At 65.8% G+C, this 19,215-nt stretch carries 15 protein-coding genes; 12 read left to right on the plus strand and 3 right to left on the minus strand.

Annotated elements, in window-relative coordinates; all coding sequences use genetic code 11:
* Positions 1-122: 122 nt before the first annotated feature.
* A complete protein-coding gene (locus U5A65_RS17270) occupies positions 123-791 on the plus strand; it encodes a transcriptional regulator (RefSeq protein WP_321907724.1) in 669 nt (222 codons plus the stop codon).
* A complete protein-coding gene (locus U5A65_RS17275; RefSeq protein WP_321907726.1) occupies positions 788-1,759 on the plus strand; it encodes a threo-3-hydroxy-L-aspartate ammonia-lyase in 972 nt (323 codons plus the stop codon). The genes U5A65_RS17270 and U5A65_RS17275 overlap by 4 nt, the downstream gene beginning before the upstream one ends.
* A gap of 34 nt (positions 1,760-1,793) precedes the next feature.
* Here the strand turns inward: U5A65_RS17275 and U5A65_RS17280 are convergent, their stop codons facing one another.
* Positions 1,794-2,669 carry a LysR family transcriptional regulator gene (locus U5A65_RS17280; protein ID WP_321946857.1) on the minus strand — a complete coding sequence of 292 codons (876 nt, stop codon included), beginning with the start codon at positions 2,667-2,669 and terminating at the stop codon, positions 1,794-1,796.
* Between the two features lie 136 nt (positions 2,670-2,805).
* On the opposite strand from U5A65_RS17280, the gene U5A65_RS17285 reads away from it, so the two are divergent.
* From U5A65_RS17285 to U5A65_RS17310, 6 genes are all read left to right on the plus strand, one after another.
* Positions 2,806-4,125, plus strand: coding sequence for an MFS transporter (locus tag U5A65_RS17285; protein WP_321907730.1), 1,320 nt, complete (start codon positions 2,806-2,808; stop codon positions 4,123-4,125).
* A 245-nt stretch (positions 4,126-4,370) separates the two neighbouring features.
* Positions 4,371-5,012 (plus strand): response regulator transcription factor, encoded by a 642-nt coding sequence (locus tag U5A65_RS17290; protein WP_321907732.1) that lies wholly within the window; start codon positions 4,371-4,373, stop codon positions 5,010-5,012.
* Positions 5,009-5,794 (plus strand): response regulator transcription factor, encoded by a 786-nt coding sequence (locus U5A65_RS17295; protein WP_321946858.1) that lies wholly within the window; start codon positions 5,009-5,011, stop codon positions 5,792-5,794. The genes U5A65_RS17290 and U5A65_RS17295 overlap by 4 nt, the downstream gene beginning before the upstream one ends.
* Before the next feature lie 26 nt (positions 5,795-5,820).
* Positions 5,821-6,504, plus strand: a complete 684-nt coding sequence (locus U5A65_RS17300; protein WP_321946859.1) for a response regulator transcription factor — start codon at positions 5,821-5,823, stop codon at positions 6,502-6,504.
* 237 nt (positions 6,505-6,741) lie between these two features.
* Positions 6,742-7,470 carry an aquaporin gene (locus U5A65_RS17305; RefSeq protein WP_321907736.1) on the plus strand — a complete coding sequence of 243 codons (729 nt, stop codon included), beginning with the start codon at positions 6,742-6,744 and terminating at the stop codon, positions 7,468-7,470.
* Positions 7,471-7,602: 132 nt separating this feature from the next.
* Entirely contained in the window at positions 7,603-12,087 is a 4,485-nt protein-coding gene (locus tag U5A65_RS17310; protein ID WP_321946860.1) for an ATP-binding protein, read from the plus strand.
* A 190-nt stretch (positions 12,088-12,277) separates the two neighbouring features.
* Here the strand turns inward: U5A65_RS17310 and U5A65_RS17315 are convergent, their stop codons facing one another.
* Positions 12,278-13,222, minus strand: a complete 945-nt coding sequence (locus tag U5A65_RS17315) for a LysR family transcriptional regulator (RefSeq protein ID WP_321907739.1) — start codon at positions 13,220-13,222, stop codon at positions 12,278-12,280.
* Between the two features lie 454 nt (positions 13,223-13,676).
* Here U5A65_RS17315 and U5A65_RS17320 point away from each other — a divergent pair, with 454 nt between their 5' ends.
* The 3 genes from U5A65_RS17320 to U5A65_RS17330 all read left to right on the plus strand — a co-directional run bounded on the left by U5A65_RS17320 (position 13,677) and on the right by U5A65_RS17330 (position 16,613).
* Positions 13,677-14,807, plus strand: a complete 1,131-nt coding sequence (locus U5A65_RS17320) for a porin (RefSeq protein WP_321934316.1) — start codon at positions 13,677-13,679, stop codon at positions 14,805-14,807.
* A 247-nt stretch (positions 14,808-15,054) separates the two neighbouring features.
* The gene (locus tag U5A65_RS17325; RefSeq protein WP_321907741.1) at positions 15,055-15,489 is read left to right on the plus strand and encodes a CHRD domain-containing protein; all 435 of its coding nucleotides are present in this window, start codon (positions 15,055-15,057) and stop codon (positions 15,487-15,489) included.
* A gap of 155 nt (positions 15,490-15,644) precedes the next feature.
* Entirely contained in the window at positions 15,645-16,613 is a 969-nt protein-coding gene (locus U5A65_RS17330; RefSeq protein WP_321934314.1) for an alpha/beta hydrolase, read from the plus strand.
* Here the strand turns inward: U5A65_RS17330 and U5A65_RS17335 are convergent.
* A complete protein-coding gene (locus tag U5A65_RS17335) occupies positions 16,583-17,470 on the minus strand; it encodes an EcsC family protein (RefSeq protein WP_321946861.1) in 888 nt (295 codons plus the stop codon). The genes U5A65_RS17330 and U5A65_RS17335 overlap by 31 nt on opposite strands.
* Positions 17,471-17,592: 122 nt before the next feature.
* On the opposite strand from U5A65_RS17335, the gene U5A65_RS17340 reads away from it, so the two are divergent.
* Entirely contained in the window at positions 17,593-19,188 is a 1,596-nt protein-coding gene (locus U5A65_RS17340) for an MDR family MFS transporter (protein ID WP_321946862.1), read from the plus strand.
* Positions 19,189-19,215 lie beyond the last annotated feature (27 nt).

The following is a 19,215-nucleotide window of genomic DNA, read 5'->3' on the forward strand; positions in this document are numbered from 1 at the left end:
CTGTTTTGACCTCGCCTTCGGGCGGGGTTTTTTTTCGCGCGTCGGAGGGCCACGCGCAGCCACGCCAGCGATCCATTCAAGCAATTGACATTCAGTCATTTACTGTCAAAATGTCCAACATCATGATGCCAACCCGCAAACCCTGTTCCGGCCCTTCCACTGACGAAAACGCGCTGCTCCTGCGCGAAGGCGGGAAGATTGTCGCCGCGCTCGGTCAGACGCTCGCGCCGCTCGTCGAAGTGGTGTTGCACGACCTCACGCGGCCCGAGCATTCCGTCGTGGCGATCGCGAACAATCTGTCAGGACGACAGGTCGGCGACGCCGCCACCGAAATGGGTCTCGCGCGCATCACCGACTCCGGCTTTCCCGAAGTTGTGGCCAACTATCCGAACCGCTTTCCCGACGGGCGTCCGGCCAAAAGCACGTCCATCGGCCTGAAGAACAGCGCGGGCGAATATGTCGCGGCGCTCTGCCTGAACATGGATGTGTCGCTGATCGGCGCGGTGACGGCGGGCCTCGGCCAGCTGATCCAGACCGGCACGGCCGCGCCCGTGGCCGAAACACTCGCGCCGCGCGCCGCGGGCAGCGTGCGCGAGGCGCTCGAACGCTTCGCCGCCACGCGCAACACCACGCCCATCGGCATGACGCTCGCGCAGCGCCGCGAGGCCGTGCGCGAACTCGCGGCGAACGGACTTCTGAACCTGCGTCATGCGCTCGCCGACGTGGCCACCACACTCGGCGTAGCGCGCTCGACCGTCTACACCTACCTGCCAGCCGAAGACCGACCATGAGCACTCTGCCTATTACCTTCGAAGACGTCGCCGCCGCCCACGAACGCCTGCGTGGCGTCGCGCATCGCACGCCGGTTCTGACTTCGCGCACCGCGAATGAACGCACGGGCGCGCAGCTTTTCTTCAAATGCGAGAACTTGCAGCGCATGGGTGCGTTCAAGTTTCGCGGCGCGTATAACGCGATCGCGCAGTTCACGCCGGAGCAGAAGGCGGGCGGCGTGATCACGTTCTCTTCGGGCAACCATGCGCAGGCGATCGCACTGTCGGCGCGTCTGCTCGGCGTGAAGGCCGTGATCGTGATGCCGCACGACGCGCCCGCCGTGAAGGTGGAGGCCACGCGCGGCTACGGCGGCGAGGTGGTGTTCTACGACCGCTATACCGAGGACCGCGAGGCGCTCGGCAAACGGCTCGCCGCCGAGCGCGGCCTCACGCTGATTCCGCCCTACGACCACGCGCACGTGATGGCCGGGCAGGGCACGGCCGCGAAGGAACTCTTCGAGGAAACGGGCGAGCTCGATCTGCTGATCACGCCGCTTGGCGGCGGCGGACTGCTATCGGGCTGTGCGACCGCGGCGCATGCGCTCTCGCCTGCGTGCACGGTGATCGGCGTCGAGCCTGAGGCGGGCAACGACGGTCAGCGCAGCTTGCAGACGGGGGAAATCGTTCACATCGACACGCCGAAGACGCTCGCCGACGGCGCGCAAACCCAGCACCTCGGCAACCTGACTTTCGCGGTGATTCGCGAGCGCGTGAGCGAGATCGTCACGGTGAGCGACGCGGAACTCGTCGATACGATGAAGTTCTTCGCTAGCCGCATGAAGCTCGTGGTCGAACCCACGGGTTGCCTCGCGGCGGCAGCGGTGCTGCACGGCAAGGTGGACGTGCGCGGCAAGCGCGTGGGTGTGCTGATCTCCGGCGGCAACGTCGATCTGCTGCGTTTTGCGGAGCTGGTACAGGCAGCCGGCTAAGCGCCCTGCCGCGGCGCCTTTAGCACGGGGCGCCTCAGCCGAGCAATTGCGCGAGCGCCGCGCGTGCGTTCGTCACGTGCGCGGACTCGCCGGGGCGGCCCGGCAACAGATGAAATTCGGCCGCAGGCAGTGCGGGCAAGCCGAATGAAGCCGGGCACGCCATCAGTCCTTCGCCGATCGCCGACTCGTTCAGACACGAGATTCCCAGCCCCGCCTTGAGCGCGAGCTGCAGCCCGGCCACGCCCGAAGCCGAATGCGAAATCAGGTAGGGCATGCGCGCTTCGTCGAGCAATCTCACGACGCGGCGCTGCAGCTGGCAGGTTGCCGGCAGCAGCACGAGCGGCCAGGGCGGCGTAAGCGCGGGCCGCTCGCGCAGCGCTTGCGCCGCGCCCACCCACACCAGTTTCTCGCGCCGTATCGAAGTGCTCTTGCGCGTGCCGCGGCCTTCCTCCACGAGCCGCAACGACAGCCCGATGTCGTAGGCGTTCTCGTCGGCGGTGCTGTCGATCACGGCGCTCGGCTGCACGGTCACATGCAGGCGCAGGCGCGGATGCTGGCTGGCGAAGCGCCGGAGGATCTCGGCGATGTCGTGCGGCCGGTAATAGTCCGTGATCGCAATGCGCACCTCGCCGTCGAGCGTGCGGCCGAGCATGTCGTCGAAGGCGGCGTCGCACAGCGCGACGATGCGGCGCGCGTGGTCGAGCAGCTTCGCGCCCGCGGGCGTGGCGGACATGCCCTGCTTGCTGCGCACGAAAAGCGGCTGGCCTACGCGCTCCTCGAGCTTCTTGAGCTGCTCGCTCACCGACGACTGCGACAGGAACACCCGCTCCGCCCCGGCGGAAACGCTGCCCGCCTCGGTCACCGCGATGAATGTGCGCAACTGCGCGAGGTCGAAACCGCGTGCGTTCATGGTTCAGCTTGATCCAGTGTGCTTTTTGCCAATTCACGATTCGGAAATTCCGAATTTATAGATTGGAAATTCCCGCTTTTCCGATGAATGTTGCGCCTCTACGATGCCCTCGGTCAACCGTTTTCTCGAGGTCATCATGGAACGAAGTACAACGCGGGGCGCGGCACACCGCTGGAAAGTGCTCGCGGTGGGCGTGGCGGCGAACGCCAGTTTTGCGGCAGCGCTCGGCGGCATTCCCGCAACGGGCGTATTGATCCGCTCGGGTTACCACATCGGCACGGGCGAACTGGGTGTCGTGCTTGGCATGCTGGGCCTTGGCATCGTGCTGAGCGAACTTCCCTGGGGACTCCTGACGGATCGCTGGGGCGATCGGCGCGTACTGCTCACGGGGCTGACCGCCACCGCGCTCGCACTCGTTGCGATGGCGCTCTGGGGCGCACCGGTGGGCGCACATGCGCCCAGCGCGACGGCGCTCGCGCTGGGCCTGCTCGCACTCGGTCTGCTCGGCGGCAGCGTGAACGGTTCGAGCGGGCGCGCGGTGATGGCGTGGTTCGCCACCCACGAGCGCGGCCTTGCGATGAGCATCCGGCAAACCGCTGTGCCAGCCGGCGGCGGGCTTGGCGCGCTCATGCTGCCAGCGCTCGCCGAGCATGTGGGATTCGCGGCGGTGTATGGCGCGCTCGCTTTCCTGTGTGCGGTATCCGCCGCACTCACGATCGCCTGGCTGCACGAGCCTGCGCATACGCAGGACCGCGCGAATGCGCCGCTCGCCTCACACGCGCCGGCTGCGCCCGTGCAACGGTCGGTCTCGCCGCTGCGCAGCGTAACCGTGTGGCGCATGGTGACCGGCATTGGGGTGCTGTGCATTCCGCAGGTGGCCGTGCTCTCGTTCGCGAGCATTTTTCTGCACGACGTCGGCCATGCCGGCACAGCGGCAGTCAGCGCGACGCTTGCGGCGGTGCAGGGCGGCGCGGCGTTCATGCGTGTGTACGGCGGGCGCTGGACCGATCGGCACGGAGAGCGGCGGACCTGGTTGCGTGGCAGCGCCGCACTCACCGTCGCGCTTTTCGTTGTGCTGGCCGCACTGACGGCCTTCGCGTCGCATACGCATCGCGCAAACGGCGCGTTCGTCGTGCTGCTTGCCGCAGTGATCGTGTTGGGCGGCATTGCCGCTTCCGCCTGGCACGGCGTTGCTTTCACCGAGCTCGCGACGCTCGCAGGCAGCGGCCGTGTGGGAACCGCGCTCGCCATGGGCAACACTGGCGCATTCCTCGCGTTCTTCGTCGCGCCTTCAGCCATCCCGTTGCTGTTGTCGTGGTTTGGGTGGCCCGCGGTCTGGGTGGCGGCTGCGCTTTGCGCCGCGCTGGCATGGCCTGCATTCGCCGCACCGCGCGAGCGCGGCGCCGGGCGCACTGGCGAAAGTCGACAACGCGCTCGAGAGCGTGCCACGGCTTGATGATGCCGTGTGTAGGATTTGTCTCGAGATATCGACCGATGCGACAAATAATTCTACAAAATCGCATCTGTTAGGCATAACGCATGACGAAGCTCGAATTAAGGATCATTTAACGTTTCGGAAATCTCCGATTTCGACGGCAGGATTTCAATGGTCAGATGAACGACCTTGCCGATGTTGTTGGCTGCCGGTACGCCCACGCGGCGCACCGCACCCACACAAATCCACCTCGAAGGAGATTCAGTGTGAAGCTACGTGTCGTCCTCGCCGACGATCATCCATTCGTTCTGCTTGGCGTTCGCTCCGCGCTCCTCGCCGGAGACGATATCGAGGTCGTGGGTGAAGCGTGCGGCGCGCCAGAGTTGTTGCAGACGCTCGAAACCGTCCCGTGCGACGTCGTCGTCACCGACCTCAACATGCCGCCTGCTTCCGGCGAAGCCGAAGACGGCCTGCGCCTCGTGCGGCGTTTGCGCCGCGACTGGCCGCATGTCCCCGTGGTCGTGCTGACCAGCGTCGCGAACGCCGGCATCCTGCGCGCCGTGGCGCACGCGGGCGTGATCGCCATGTTGCGTAAGACCGAACCCATGGACGAACTCGCCGCCATCGTGCGCGCAGCCGCACAGGGGCTTGCCTATCTCAGCCCGGCCGTCGAGCGCGAACTCGCGGCGGCCGCCTGCCTGCCCGACATGTGTGTGCCGCGTTTGACGCCGCGCGAATCGGAGGTGATCCGCAAATTCGCAAGCGGCAGTTCGATCACGGAAATTGCGCGCGCCCTCGGCCGCGACGTGCGCACGGTGAGCAGCCAGAAGCGGGACGCCATGGCGAAGCTCGGCGTGAGCACCGACGCGGGACTCTTCGCCTTTGTCAGGGCTCACGGACTCTTATGAACCTGCTTTCCTTGCCGCTGGCGGACGATGCCGACGTGGCTGCCGCTACCCGCCGCACCGTACGTGAGCGCAATCGGCACGCGGCCCTCGCGGCGCGCAACATGACCGATACCGCCGACCTCGCGGCACCGGTGCGCGTCATCATCGCCGACGATCATCCGCTCGTGGTGTATGCGCTGGAAAGCATGCTCGTCAACTATCCCAACGTGCAGATCGTCGCGCGTGCGCGCAGCGTGCCCGAACTGTTCGACGTGGCGGAGCAGCACGCCTTTGATCTCGTTCTGATGGACCTGTACATGGCGTTGCCCGGCGAGCTGGACGGACCCGAGGCTATCCGCGCCTTTCGCGCCGGTTTCCCGCAAAAGGCGGTGGTCGTGCTCACCATGGAAAGCGAGGCCTCGGTGCTGCGCAAGGCGATCGATCTCGAGGTGAACGCCGTACTGAGCAAGCGCGACCGCATCGACCTGATCCCGGTTGCGATCATGTCCGCGATGGCGCGCGAACACTATGTCGGGCCAGTGGTGCGTGACCTGCTGACGGAAGCAGCACGCGCCGAGCGGCGCGAAGAAGTGTCTCGTCTTCTCACGCGGCGCGAATTCGAGGTCATCACGCATTATGCAAAGGGGCTCGGCGTCACGGAAATCGCTGGTCTGCTCGGGCGCAGCGTCAAGACGATCAGCGCGCAAAAGTGCGCGGCGATGAAGAAGCTCGCGCTCGGCAACGATATCGAGCTCTATCGCTTCGCGGTCGAATGCGGCGTGTCGCAGGGCGACCCAACCTGATCGATCCTGTGCACGCAAGGCCCCCGATGCAGACTACCCGGGCCGCTGGAGAAGACGCGCTTCGCCTGGGCGAGCCGCTGCGCGCGATCGTGGCCGATGACCACGCGTGCATCCGGCTGGGCGTAGCGAACCTGCTGCATGCAACGGCGCGAGCGCTCGTCGTTGGCGAAGCCAGCAACACGCATGCGCTCGCCCTGCAGCTCGATATGACCGCTTGTGACGTCATCATTTCCGATCTCTGCATGCCGGGCCTTGACGGCGGATATGGCTCCCTTACGCTGCTACGGCGCCTCGCGCAAACGCGATGCGCGCCTGCGATCGTCGTTCTGAGCATGGTGTCGACGCCGCAGGTTCTGACGGGGCTGGTGCATCAGGGCCTGAACGTCATTGTCGACAAGCGCGACGTCGCGCACGATCTCCTCGTTGCCGTTGCCGCCGCTCGCGCCCGCATGCCGTTTCTCTCGCGCCGCGCACGCGAAACGCTTGCGCGGGCCGACGCCACGTGCGTCCCCTGCTCGGGCATGCCGAGCGCTCGCGAATGGGAGGTCTTTCAGCTTTACACGCAGGGTATGTCGGTCGGTCAGATTGCCCAGCGGTTTCAGCGCAGCCGCAAAACCATCAGCGCGCAAAAACGCAGCACCATGCGCAAGCTCGGGCTCGTCACGGAGCGCGATCTGAGCGACTTCGCGACGCACGCGGGGCTGACCTGATTCAGCCCGGCGCGACGCGTCCCCGATTCATTCCAGCGTCTGTAGGAATTTCTCTCGCCGTGTATCGCGCATTGCGCACAGCGTTTTAAGAGTTCTCCTATCTGAATGCGGGGCTCGTCTCCCCATAATCCCAAGCTCAATGCATGGCTCGTCAGATATTGCCGTTCCGGCAATGCGATCAAACGACGGCCTAGTCGGAACAGGGCCGGGAAGCAGTCCGGAAACGGAGACGAAACAATGAAGCTCGGTAGGCGTTTGGCGGTCGAGGGCGCGGGAACCGCGTGGCTCGTGTTCGCCGGTTGCGCAGCCACGGCGCTCAATGCGAGCCCGCCCTCCCAGGGCTTCAACGTTCTCGAGATCGCCGCGACCTTCGGGTTCGCGCTCACCGTGGCGAACTATGCCGCCGCCCGCGCGGCGAGCGCCCACTTCAATCCCGCAGTCACGATCGGCTACGCGGTCTCCGGGCGCTTTCCCGTGCGCGATACCGGGCCCTACCTCGCTGCGCAGACCATCGGAGCCATTTTCGGCGCGGCGTTGCTCGTACGCGTGGCAAGCGGGCGCCCGGGTTTTTCCGTCGCGGTGTCCGACCTCGGCAGCAACGGCTACGACGAGCATTCGCCGAGCGAATACGCCCTCTGCGCCGTGTTCCTGCTGGAACTGTCGGTCTCGTTCGTGTTCGTCTTCTTCCATCTCCTGATGTCGAGCACGCTCGCGCGTCGCAAGACTGCGGCGCTCGCCATTGGCGCATGCCTTGCCGCCATCTATCTCGTCGCGATCCCCGTGAGCAACGGCGGCGCGAATCCGGCGCGCTCGACCGGTCCCGCGCTGTTCGTCGGCGAGTGGGCGCTCGATCAGCTCTGGCTCTTCTGGGCGGCCCCGTTGCTGGGGGGAGCCGCTGCTGGCGTGACGTACCGCCTCATGCGCCGCCCGCGCAGTGTCCCCACGCCTTCTCGTGACGGCGTTTGAAATCCGGTATGGCGCGTGCCGATGAGGTCGATTCTCCGCATCTTCCGTCTTCGTGCGCTCCCGGCTGCATCGAGGCGGGGGGGCGGGCACGCGTGCGGATTTGCCTGCCTTAGCGCGCTCGCCGCCGCATGGATGCTCGTATTTTCCGTGGCGGCGGCGAGTGCCGCTACGCCGTGCGAGCCAACCGGCGAGGGCATCGCGCGCACGCGGCCGGTCGCCACGTCGTTGCCGCCGCAGCTCGTCGTCGGTGTGGTAGCGGGGGGCTGGGCGCCGCTCGAAGTGGTCGACGGCGCCACGCTCACCGGTTTCAGCGCCGACTACCTGCGCCTTCTTGCCGGCGCTGGCGTCAAGCTTCAGCCACGCGCCTTTGCGGACATGCCAGCGTTGCTCGCGGCGGCCTGCGCGGGCGATATCGACATCGTAATGAGCCTCGCGCGCACGCCGTCGCGCGAGCGCTGTCTTGCTTTCACGGTGCCGTACCTGACCGGCACCACGGCATTCGTCACGCGTGCCGGGAATACCGCGCTCGCGACCCAGCCAGCGCGCCTCGCGCGCGCGACCTTCGCCGTCGAGCGCGGCTACGCACTCGAATCCGCATTGCGCGAGCGCTTCGCGCAGGTGCGCATCGAAACGTTCGCGACTACACAGGCCGCGCTGCGCGCCGTCGCGCAGGGTAAGGCCGACGTGTATGCGGGCTTTTCGCCTGTGGCGCGCTATCAGCTTACGCTCGAAGAATTCGCCGATCTGCGTGTCGCCTTCGAGGAGCGCGACCGCATGCGCGAGTTGCGTTATGGCGTACCGGTCTCCAGGTCGGTACTGCGCGACCGGCTCGATCTTCTTCTGGGCGGTGTGCGGCCTGCCGCGGCAGCGGCCGTGCGCGCGCGCTGGTTCGACGGCGGCGCGCCGGGAGAGGTGCGACCGTCCGCGTTCAGCCTGAGCGCCGACGAGCGCGCGTGGCTGCGCGCCTTGCCGCCGCTGAAAGTGGGCTACGACAGCAGCTGGCTGCCGTTCAGCTTCACGAACAAGGCCGGCGAGCCGTCGGGCATGGCCAACGACTATCTCGACTATCTGGGGCGCACCCTCGGCATTACCTTCGAGCGCGTGCCTGTTTCCCCCTGGACGAGCGCGGGGGGCGCGTTGCAACGTGGCGAGATCGCGCTCGCCGCGACCGCTGTGAGGGACGGCGTGTTCGACTCCGGCGTGGCCTACACGGACGCGTTCGAGCACTATCCGCTCGTCATGGTGGGGCGTCGCGACGAGCCGATGGCGCGCTCGCTTGGCGACTTTGCGGGCCGGCGGATCGTGCTGGCGCCGCATGTACCGGAAATGCCGGTGCTGCCAGGTACGCAGGTCGAGCGCGTCGCAAGCCTCGCGGCCGGGCTCGCGATGGTCGATCGCCACGAGGCCGATGTGCTGGTCGGCAACACGGCCGCGCTCGACGGGCCGCTCAGCGGCACGTATCTCGAGACGCTGAAAGTGCTGGGCGCGGTAGGTGTCGATGATTCGACCGCGTTTGCCGTGCGCTGCGACCTCGCCCCGCTCGCGGGCCTCATCAATCGCGCGCTCGGTGCGATGTCGCCCGCCGAACAGCAGCGGATCCGCAATCGCTGGACCGCAGTCGTTTCCACCCGGGCCGGCGGCTGGAGCGTGAACGCGCTGCGGCTCCTGCCGCTCCTGATCGTGTTCGGCGTGCTGCTTCTCGTCACGCTGCGCGCCTACGTGCTGCTTCAGCGCGAGATGCACAGGCGGCGGCGCGCGGAGCAGGTGCTCGCGCGGCAGGTGGAACTGCAAGACACGATGATGGAGATGATCCCGTATCCCCTCGGGGCACGGGACCTCGAAAACCGCTATCTCGCGGTCAATCGCGCCTACGAGGAATCGACCGGCCTCACGCGCGCCCGCGTCCTCGGGCGCGCGGGTTCGGCCGTGATGGCATGGGGACCCGAGAACAGCCGCCGCATGGACGATCTCTACCGGCTCACGATCGTCGAAGGGGAGAGCCAGCGTGTCGAGCTGATCTTCGAGAACACGCTTGGGGAGGCACGTCATGGCATTTTCTGGACGCGCCTGTGCCGCGACCCGCAGGGCGCGCCGTTCTGCGTACTTGGCACGATGATCGATGTCACCGACATTCGGCGCGCCGAGCTGCGCGAACGCGAATCGGAGCGGCTCCTCGCGGAGGTGACGGGTTCGCTGCCCGCGATCGTGTTCCAGTTGCGCCGCGCGCCCGATGGCCGCTACTCGTTTCCGTACATTGGCGGCGACACGCAGCGGCTCCTCGGCAACACCGTCGACGCTCTGCGCCGCGCGGATTCGGTCGATCTTTCGCGGGTGGGGCGTCACGATCGCGCGCGCCTCGCCTCGCAGCTCGAACGCTCAGCGCGCCGGTTCATTCCCGTGCACGCCGAGTTCCGCTTTCAAGGCGCGGCCGGGTTCGTGTGGGTGCGTGCGGAGTTCGCGCCGCGCCGCGCAGAAGACGGCGCGATCGTCTGGAGCGGCTATGCGCTGGATGCGAACGACGAGCACGCTCGCGCAGACGAACTCGAGCAGGCGCGCGACACTGCAGAGGCGGCCTCTCGCGCGAAGGACGACTTTCTCGCCATGATGAGCCACGAGATCCGCACGCCGATGAACGGCGTGCTCGGTCTTGTCGAGGTGCTCGAGCGCACGCCGCTTAACCCGGATCAAGCGCAAATGGTCGGCATGGTGCACGAGTCGGCGGGGGCGCTGCTGCAGATACTCGACGATCTGCTCGACTACTCGAAGATCCAGGCCGGCCACCTCGTGATCGACTCGCAGCCGTTCGACATGCGCGAGCTTGTCGACAACGCCGTCGGACTGCTGGCCGCGCGTGCACACGAGAAGGGACTGAAGGTGCGCGTGGATGTGGAGCCGGAGGTCGCGGCGCTCTTGCGCGGCGACAGCGTGCGCCTACGGCAGATCCTCTTCAATCTGCTCAGTAATGCGATCAAGTTCACGCTGGCGGGCGAGGTGAGCGTGCATGTTCGCGCACGCGATGTCGGCGCGCTCTGCTCTCATCAGCGGCTATCGATCTCGGTGAGCGACACGGGAATCGGCATTGCGCCCGCAGCGCAGGCGCAGCTCTTCGAGCCGTTCGTGCAGGCCGAGACCTCGACTACGCGACGCTTCGGCGGCACGGGGCTCGGCCTCACGATCTGCCGCAAGCTCGCTGCGCTGATGGGCGGCGCGCTCGAGCTAGAGAGCGAAGTGGATCGCGGGACGTGCCTCACACTGCGCATCGAATTGCCCGTGGAGGCTCGAAGCGGCTCGGCGGCCGGGCTGCGCGGCAAGCGCGCGCTCGTGACCTGCGAGGACGTGAGCGTCGAGGCCGCATTGATGCATTTCGGCGCGGCGCTCGGCATGCAAATGCGCCGCGTCGCGCCGGCGGACCTCGCCCGCGCCGCGGGCGCGGACAATGCCGATCTCCTGTTCGTCTCGGAAGCGCTGGTCGACCGGTTGGGCAAGTTCGGTGCACCTGTGCTTTGCCTGACGGAGAACCCCAAGCCGAGCGGATACCGCGTGGCCGAGAGCGGCGTGCGCGTGAGCGTCAACCCGTTGTCGTGGCGTGGCTTGAGCGCCGCTTGCGCGATGGCGCTGGCGGGGCTGCCGGTCAAGGCGGCCAGCCCGCCACGTCCGGCCACCGATGTCGAGACGACGCTCCCAGCGCCCGATCGCGAGCAGGAACGCGCTGCCGGCCGCCTCATCCTCGTGGCGGAAGACCATCCCGTCAATCAGGAGTTGATCCGCCATCAACTGGCACTGATCGGGTTCGCATGCGATGTCGTCGACGACGGTGCGAAGGCGCTCGAAGCGCTGGCGGAATGTGAATACGGCTGCCTGATAACCGACTGTCATATGCCGAACGTATCGGGCTACGACCTCGCGCGGCGCGTGCGCCAAATGGAGCAGAAGGCGCACGGCAGGCGGCGCTTGCCGATACTCGGCATCACGGCCAATACGGCGCCCGAGAACATGAGCCGGTGTAGCGAAGCGGGCATGGACGATTGCCTCATCAAGCCGACCCGTGTGGCCACGTTGCGCGAGCATCTCGCGCGCTGGTTCGGCGTGGAGAGCATGCGGCGCACCGTGCAGGCCGAAGCCACGCGCGAGGCAGGCGGACAGAGGACAACAGCGGGGCAGGCAGCGTCGCGGGCTTCAAGGGCTCCGAATGCCCCGGGGATCTCGGAGTCGCCTGTCGCTTGGGGCGGCGGTGCTGATGGAACGCTCGCGGAAAAACCCGCTCACGCACGGACGTTCGAGCCGCTGGATCTCGCGCACATGATCCAGGTCTGGGGCGGGGAGGCGACCGTGAAGACGTTGCTCAGCTCGTTCGTTTCGGCAATGCGCGACGATCTTGACGCGTTGCCGCCGCTTCTTGAGCAAGCCGATGTCGCACGCTTGCGCGAATGGCATCACCGGCTCGCCGGTGCGGTGGGCGTGCTGCAATACCCTGCGCTGCTTGCCGAGCTTGAGACGTTTCGCCGTCACATGAACAGTCACACTGCCGGGCAATTGCGTGAGGAAGGCTATGCGCTCATCCGCACGTGCCAGGCGATGCTTGGCGGAATCGAGCAACAGGCCGCTCTGCTCGCGTGAATGATGCGAATGAGGAAATGGACCGGCGCGAGCGAATAGAGCAAAAAGCGGCAAAAGCGGTGTTTCGCGCAGGCGAAAAAAAACGCGGCCGAAGCCGCGTTCAAGCTTGGAGACCCTTCGATGAAGAGTCACTTCTCGCAGTTCCTAGCTTAGTCGGCAGGCGGAAAGAAATCGAGACAATTTCGATCAATTAACTATTACAGGGAATGCTGGTAATCGCGCTTGCCGCTGCGGTGTCGTGCCGGCGAAACCATTCGACTGTGAAGTCAACGAACGAACGTGTTTTTGCCGGAACGTGCCGGCGGCCGGGGTAGACGAGCGAGAGTTCCTTGTCTGCGTCGCGAATGTCCCATCCGGCAAGCACGCGCACGAGCTGGCCGGATGCGAGATCGGTGTCCACGTGGTTTGCCGGCAGGATCGTGATGCCCATACCCGCGATCGCGGCCTGACGCAGCATCACGGAATTGTTCACAGCGTACGCCGGCTCGATCAGCACGGGTTTGCGCACGCCGCCCGGGCCCTCGAAATGCCATTCGTTGCCGTGAATATCGGCGGAAGGCGCAAGCAGCGTGTGTCGGGCGAGATCGGCGGGGCATTGCGGCGCAGCATGGCTTGCGAGGTAGGCGGGCGATGCGACGGCAACCGGCGCGACGCTCAAAAGCGGACGGCGGATCAGCGTGCCGCCGCTCACCTGGCGCGGCGCTACGATGCCCGCGTCGAACCCCTCCTCGATCAGGTCGACCGGACGGTGCAGCAACGTGAGCGAGAGGCGGACTTTCGGGAACGCGTCGAGGTAACGCTTGAGCATCGGCGTGAGGTCGTGCAGCGAAAACGATGCGTGGGTAACGACGCGCAACGTGCCGGACGGCACCGATACGCCATGCGCGATATGCGTTTCTATGCGCGCCAGATCGTCAAGCACCTGGCGGCAGCCCTGCGCATAGGCGGCCCCTGCCTCGGTGAGCGATGCGCTGCGCGTGTTGCGGTTGATGAGCCGCGTTTCCAGATGGGCTTCGAGCAACGCTACATAGCGGGTGACCACCGCGTTCGACATGTTCAGACTCGTCGCCGCGCGGCCGAACGAGCCGTGCTCGGCAACGCTGACGAACACGCGCATGGCCTGAAGCTGATTCATGTTTTTGGGGGGCGTGGACACGAGGTGGATGGGGGCTGCGATGAAGAAATGAAGTCGGAGGGCGCGCGTGGGTGTTCGCCGAGAGCGATAGTACCGATGCGCGTTGGGCGAGCGGAATGGGATTCGTCCGAATCGACGCTTTATCCCGAATTGCCAGTGTTGTCGGACTGCAACGCTTTATCGGGATACCGAATGAAATGGCCGCGAGAGAGAAAAACAAGATAAGTCGTGAGCATTGAGTCACAAGCGTTTGAGGGTTTACCGCAGCAGGATTCAATTAATTCGAAAAGGCTTTTGCCGAGATATCGGGTGGTCCGTCGAAATGCGACGCCCATAAACTTCGCCATGCAAATCAACGCGGTGCTGCATGAACCGCAATACGGAATCGCTATGCCGGCGTGAGGTCGGCGACGGCATCCATTTTTGCCGAAAGGCCTTGCATCGAAGGAAGCATATGAAAAAGAAACTGGCTATCGCGGCGGCAGTCGCTGCGACTTTTGCATCGGCGTCGTACGCGCAAAGCAGCGTCACGCTCTACGGTATTGTCGATGCCGGCATTACCTACACGACCAATGTCGATGGCAACCGGAATTTCGCCCTGACGAGCGGTAACCTCTCGGCGAGCCGCTGGGGCCTGCGCGGCGTTGAGGATCTTGGTGGTGGCCTGAAGACGATCTTCACCCTCGAAAGCGGCTTCAACATTGCGAACGGCCAGCAGAACGGCGGCCTGTTCAATCGTCAGGCGTACGTCGGTCTGACGCAAGACCAGTACGGCACGGTCACGTTCGGTCGCCAGTTCGACTCGATGATCGACTACGTGAGCCCGCTCACCGCTGTGGGCACCTGGGGCGGCAACTACACGGCGCACCTCATCGACAACGATGACCTGAACGGCACGTTCTCGCTCAACAACTCGATCAAGTACGCCAGCCCGAACTTCTCGGGCTTCCAGTTCGGCGGCCTCTACGCGTTCTCGAACCAGGCTGGCGGCTTCGCGGTCAACCGCGCATACAGCGCCGGTATGAGCTATGCATACCAAGGCCTGCGTCTTGGCGCGGCCTACACGCAGATCAATGGCGTGAATGCCAACGGTGGCGGGGCGGTCCAGGGTTCGCCGATGGCGAACACGCTCGGCGCACTGAGCGCGCTCGGCGGGAATGAGCGCCAGCGCAACTGGGGTGCAGGCGCAAGCTACACCTACGGTCCGATGGTCGGCGGCGTCGTGTTCACGCAGTCGCGCGTCAACGACACGCTGGGCAATTCGCTGCGCTTCAACAACATCGAAGCCAACGCACGCTACAACCTGACGCCGGCTCTCGGCATCGGCGCGATGTACACGTACACGAACGCGAACGGCTCGGTGCTCGACGCGAACGGCAGCAACTCGGCGCACTGGCACCAGTTCGCTCTGCAAGCCGACTACTCGCTCTCGAAGCGCACCGACGTGTACCTCGAAGGCGTCGGCATGTGGGGTGCTGGCCAGAACGCAGTGGGTATCACGCAAGTGGGCTTCCAGGGCAACGACAACTTCTCGTCGTCGAAGAACCAGGGGATCATCACGACGGGTATCCGTCACCGCTTCTAAGCATTCGGAGGCGTCGCGTTCCCGGTTGGGGTTGTTGCAAGCATCGCAGAAGGGAGCGCGTAGCGCCGGATGGCAAGAAGGTAGTACTTGGGTTGAAAGGCGCCGCTTGCGGCGCCTTTTTTTATTGCACGCGGCTTACGTGGGGCCAACATCGGCGCAGCGGACGCGCACATCGGATTTGCTCTAGCATGTGGGAGCGCGGTTTGCGCCTTCTGGTGCAGCGCGCCACAAAAACAGGAGAAATTCCATGAATTTGCTTCGTCCGCTGCAGTTCGCTCTCGCTCTGTGTGTCCTCGCTTCCAGTGCCGCGTACGCCGACACCGTCGCGCTGAAAGCCGATCTCGAACCGTCCAGCGAAGTGCCGCCGCGTGTGAGCCAGGGCCACGGCATGCTCAACGCCACGTTCGACACGTCCACGAAATCGCTGAACTGGACGGTCACCTACGAAGGCCTCTCCGGCCCGGCGACGGCTGCGCACTTCCACGGTCCCGCGCCGGTTGGACAGAACGCCGGGGTGCAGGTCCCGATTCCGAAGGGCGAAACGGCAAGCCCGATCAAGGGCTCCGCCACGCTCAACGAGCAGCAGGTGACCCAGCTAATGGGTGGCCAGTGGTATTTCAACGTTCATACCGCGCAGAACCCGTCAGGCGAGATTCGCGGCCAGGTGCTGCCCGCCAATTGATCGGCGCGCGATCGTTCGCCTCACTCACCGCATTGCGCGCGCCGCTGGTTCCCGCAATCGAAGTCTGATTGCGGGACTATGTCAATTGCCCGTCGACATTAACCGCCACCGAGTGCAGGTTGAGCCCAGTTTGAATGCCGCGGAGGGCTGAACCGATGAGCTGGCAAAGCAGGCTGATCTGCAGGTTCTTGCGCCGCAGCTTTCTGCCGCAAACACGCAAGTCGATCAACGTCGCACGTGTGCGCATGCTGACGGCGAGACGCATCTGGACGCCAGGCGTGCCGAACGGCTGGCGCTTGCGCGAACAGTACGACGCCTCCGATGTTCCGTTGCGCGGCGAGTGGCTCATCCGCGAGCGCTCGCCCGCGCAGCGCACACTCCTTTATCTGCATGGCGGTGGGTACTACTTCTGCTCGCCGCGCTCGCAGCGCGCGATTTCGTTTGGTCTCGGCAAGCGCGCTGACGCCGACGTTTTCTCGCTCGACTATCGTCTCGCGCCCGAGCACCCGTTTCCGGCAGCGCTCGAGGACGCATTGGCCGCGTATCGCCATTTGCTGGCAAACGGAACGCGGCCGGGTTCGATTGTGATTAGCGGCGATTCGGCGGGCGGCGGGCTTGCGCTAGCCGCACTCGTTGCCTTGCGCGACGCGGGCGATCCGCTCCCCGCTGGCGCTGTGCTCTTTTCCCCCTGGACCGATCTCGCGGCCACGGGCGCTTCGATACGCGAGAACGACGGGCGCGATCCCATGTTCAGCGGTGAGGTATTCGCGCGCATTGCGCCGTTCTACCTCGGCTCGGCAAGTGCGACCGATCCCTACGCATCGCCGCTCTATGCGGACTTTCGCGGCTTGCCGCCGCTAAGCCTCTTCGTGGGAAGCTCCGAAACGCTGCTCGACGACACGCGCCGCGTCGTCGAACGCGCGCGCGCCGCCGGCGTGCCGGTGGAGTGCGAGATTGCCAGCGGCATGCCGCATATCTGGCCGATCTATGCGCCGTTCATGCCTGAGGCGCGCCGCACGCTCGACGTCGCCGCGAGCTTCGTGCGCCGCGTGACCGGTGCGCCGGCGCGAGGCGACGAGAAGCCGCAGCCGCCTCAATCGAGCGAGACGTCGATCGCGTCATAGGCCGCGTGCACGGTGGCTTCGCCGTAGCGGCGCTCGAGCCGGCGCACGGTGAAGTGACCATGCGCCACCTGCTGGAAATGGTCGATGAACACGGTATTGACCATGGCGCCGAGCACCGCGCCGATGGCCGGTATCGATTTCGCCGCAACCTGCTCGCTCACCTGCACGGAGAAACGCGCGGCCACGGTCTGCATGAGCTTGAGGAGCGCGGTCGAGCCGTGCGCGGCAAAGCCCTTCGTGGCCATTTCCGACGATGCCGCCGATACCGCCTTCGCAAGCGCGCCGCGCACGATGAAATAGCCGAAGTCGGCTTCGTCGTCGGCAGGCGAGCGGCCGCCCATGCCGAACACGGTCAGGCACTGCAGCTGCGTCTCGGTGCTGGCCAGATCTTCGCCTTCGCTGCGCGCGATGTCGCAAATCGACCGAAACATCAGCGTGGTCGTGACGGGCAACTCGACCGGCAGCGCGAAAAGGCCGAATGCGCCGCCCGCCGCGCCCGTGGTCGCTACGGCGAACTTGTGCAGCAGGTTGCTCCGCTTTGTGCTCGTGCGAGGTTCGGCGGTGGAGAGGGCGCTTTGTTTGCCGAGCGTTTTCAGTGCGAGTTGCAGACACTTGCGCAGCGCGGCTTGCGTCGCGTCGGCCACCTTGTCGTTCGCGACGCCGGGCAGCCGCGCCAGCAACTTTTCCACCGGCGCACCCACGATGGCCGCGAGCTTCATGCCGAGCGGCGGCGTTTCGAGCTGATGTTTGGCGCGCCGCAGCGCGTCGAGATCGAACGCGGTGAAGGCCGCGGCAGCACCCGCGCGGGCCGCTTCGGCAGCGGTGGGTTCGCTCGTGGGTTCGGTGATGGGTTCCATTGCGCTCCCGGATTTTCAGCGACGACGGCGGGGCATCGCCACCGTTCGACGCCCCAGTGTAGTGGATCGCGCCATGCTATGATGAACAATCTTTGACGCGTCAACCGTTGCTGGATCAAAAAATGGCCGTTCATACTGCTGCCCACCATTCGAGCGGGCAGGTTCTGCCGTTCCGGGAGTCGCTGCTCGCGATGCTCGGCGTCTCGTTCGTGACGATGCTCGTCGCGCTCGACCAGACCGTTGTGGGCACCGCGCTGCCGACCATCGTCTCCGAACTGCGCGGCTTCGAGCTTTACGCGTGGGTCGCCACGTCTTATCTGCTCACTTCGGTTATCACCGTCCCCATTTTTGGGCGCCTCGGCGACTATTACGGGCGCAAGCCGTTCGTGATCGCGTCGATTGTCGTCTTCACCGCCGCTTCGGTGCTGTGCGGCGCCGCCAACAGCATGCTGTTCCTCGTGATCGCGCGCGGGTTGCAAGGCATCGGCGGCGGCATGCTGGTCGGCACCGCGTTCGCCTGCATTCCCGATCTCTTTCCCGATTCCGTCGTACGCCTGCGCTGGCAGGTGCTCATGAGCTCTGCGTTCGGTATCGCCAACGCGGTCGGGCCGTCGCTCGGCGGCTTTCTCACGCAGTACTACGGCTGGCGTTCCGTGTTCTACGTGAATCTGCCCGTGGGCCTGCTTTCGCTGTTTTTCGTGTGGAAGTATCTGCCGCATCTGCGTCATGTCGCGCACGAGGCGCGAATGCGCCTCGACTGGCCGGGTGCGCTTCTCATCGCGATCGCACTCGGCAGCCTGCAGCTTTTCGTGGAGCGTCTGCCGGGGCACGGTCTCAGCGCTTCGGCCATCGGCCTGCTCGCCCTCGCGCTGGCGGCCGGCTGGGCGCTCTGGCAATGGGAGCGCCGTTGCCCGCAGGCCATTCTGCCCGTCGACATGTTCCGCAACGCGAGCCTGAATGCGCTCTTTACGCTGGCCGTGCTGGGCGGCTTCACGATGTTTTCGCTGCTGTTCTATGCCCCGCTCCTGTTCCAGGGCGGCTTTGGCATGACGCCGAAGGAAGCGGGCGTCGTCATCACGCCGCTCGTGGTGTTCATCACGATCGGCAGTATCGCGAACGGGCGCGTTGTCTCGCGTATCCGCAATCCGAACCTGATGCTCTACATCGGCTTCACGATGATTGCGGCGGCTTGCTTCGCGGTGGCGCTCGCCACGCGCGGCACGCCGCGCGTCCTGCTCATGGCATTCATGATCATGGCGGGCGTCGGCCTTGGCTTCGTCATGCCGAACCTCACCGTGTTCGCGCAGCAGACCGCCGGGCGCGAGCATCTGGGCATCGCCACGGCGCTGCTGCAGTCGCTGCGGATGATCGGCGGCATGATCGGCACGGCGCTCACCGGCACGATGGTCACCCAGCTCTATTCGCGCGGTGTGCAGCGCGCGCTGGATGCCGATCACGCCACGCACTGGCTGCCGCAGCTCGCCGACCCGCAGATCCTCATCAACCGCGACGCGCAGGCAACGCTGATCGCCGATCTCACGCACGCCGGGCATAATGGCGCGCCGCTGCTCGAAGCCGCGCGCGAAGCGCTCGTGGGCGCGATTCACCTGGGCATTGCCTTGGCGGCGGTGATCGCAGTGGTGTCGATCTGGCAAACCCGGCGCGTGCCGCCGGTCAAACTGCAGCGCAAGGTGGAGCCCGTCATTCACGCGGATTGAATTGCCTCGGCCCGCAGCCGGCCCGCA

The sequence above is a fragment of the Paraburkholderia sp. J10-1 genome (assembly GCF_905220165.1).
Taxonomy (GTDB): domain Bacteria; phylum Pseudomonadota; class Gammaproteobacteria; order Burkholderiales; family Burkholderiaceae; genus Paraburkholderia.

What these genes read in the sequence shown, in the direction of transcription:
- U5A65_RS17270 (WP_321907724.1), top strand. Translation starts at nt 123, where the DNA reads ATGATGCCAACCCGCAAACCCTGTTCCGGCCCTTCCACTGACGAAAAC.
- U5A65_RS17275 (WP_321907726.1), top strand. Translation starts at nt 788, where the DNA reads ATGAGCACTCTGCCTATTACCTTCGAAGACGTCGCCGCCGCCCACGAA.
- U5A65_RS17280 (WP_321946857.1), bottom strand. Translation starts at nt 2,669, where the DNA reads ATGAACGCACGCGGTTTCGACCTCGCGCAGTTGCGCACATTCATCGCG.
- U5A65_RS17285 (WP_321907730.1), top strand. Translation starts at nt 2,806, where the DNA reads ATGGAACGAAGTACAACGCGGGGCGCGGCACACCGCTGGAAAGTGCTC.
- U5A65_RS17295 (WP_321946858.1), top strand. Translation starts at nt 5,009, where the DNA reads ATGAACCTGCTTTCCTTGCCGCTGGCGGACGATGCCGACGTGGCTGCC.
- U5A65_RS17300 (WP_321946859.1), top strand. Translation starts at nt 5,821, where the DNA reads ATGCAGACTACCCGGGCCGCTGGAGAAGACGCGCTTCGCCTGGGCGAG.
- U5A65_RS17305 (WP_321907736.1), top strand. Translation starts at nt 6,742, where the DNA reads ATGAAGCTCGGTAGGCGTTTGGCGGTCGAGGGCGCGGGAACCGCGTGG.
- U5A65_RS17310 (WP_321946860.1), top strand. Translation starts at nt 7,603, where the DNA reads ATGCTCGTATTTTCCGTGGCGGCGGCGAGTGCCGCTACGCCGTGCGAG.
- U5A65_RS17315 (WP_321907739.1), bottom strand. Translation starts at nt 13,222, where the DNA reads ATGAATCAGCTTCAGGCCATGCGCGTGTTCGTCAGCGTTGCCGAGCAC.
- U5A65_RS17320 (WP_321934316.1), top strand. Translation starts at nt 13,677, where the DNA reads ATGAAAAAGAAACTGGCTATCGCGGCGGCAGTCGCTGCGACTTTTGCA.
- U5A65_RS17325 (WP_321907741.1), top strand. Translation starts at nt 15,055, where the DNA reads ATGAATTTGCTTCGTCCGCTGCAGTTCGCTCTCGCTCTGTGTGTCCTC.
- U5A65_RS17330 (WP_321934314.1), top strand. Translation starts at nt 15,645, where the DNA reads ATGAGCTGGCAAAGCAGGCTGATCTGCAGGTTCTTGCGCCGCAGCTTT.
- U5A65_RS17335 (WP_321946861.1), bottom strand. Translation starts at nt 17,470, where the DNA reads ATGGAACCCATCACCGAACCCACGAGCGAACCCACCGCTGCCGAAGCG.
- U5A65_RS17340 (WP_321946862.1), top strand. Translation starts at nt 17,593, where the DNA reads ATGGCCGTTCATACTGCTGCCCACCATTCGAGCGGGCAGGTTCTGCCG.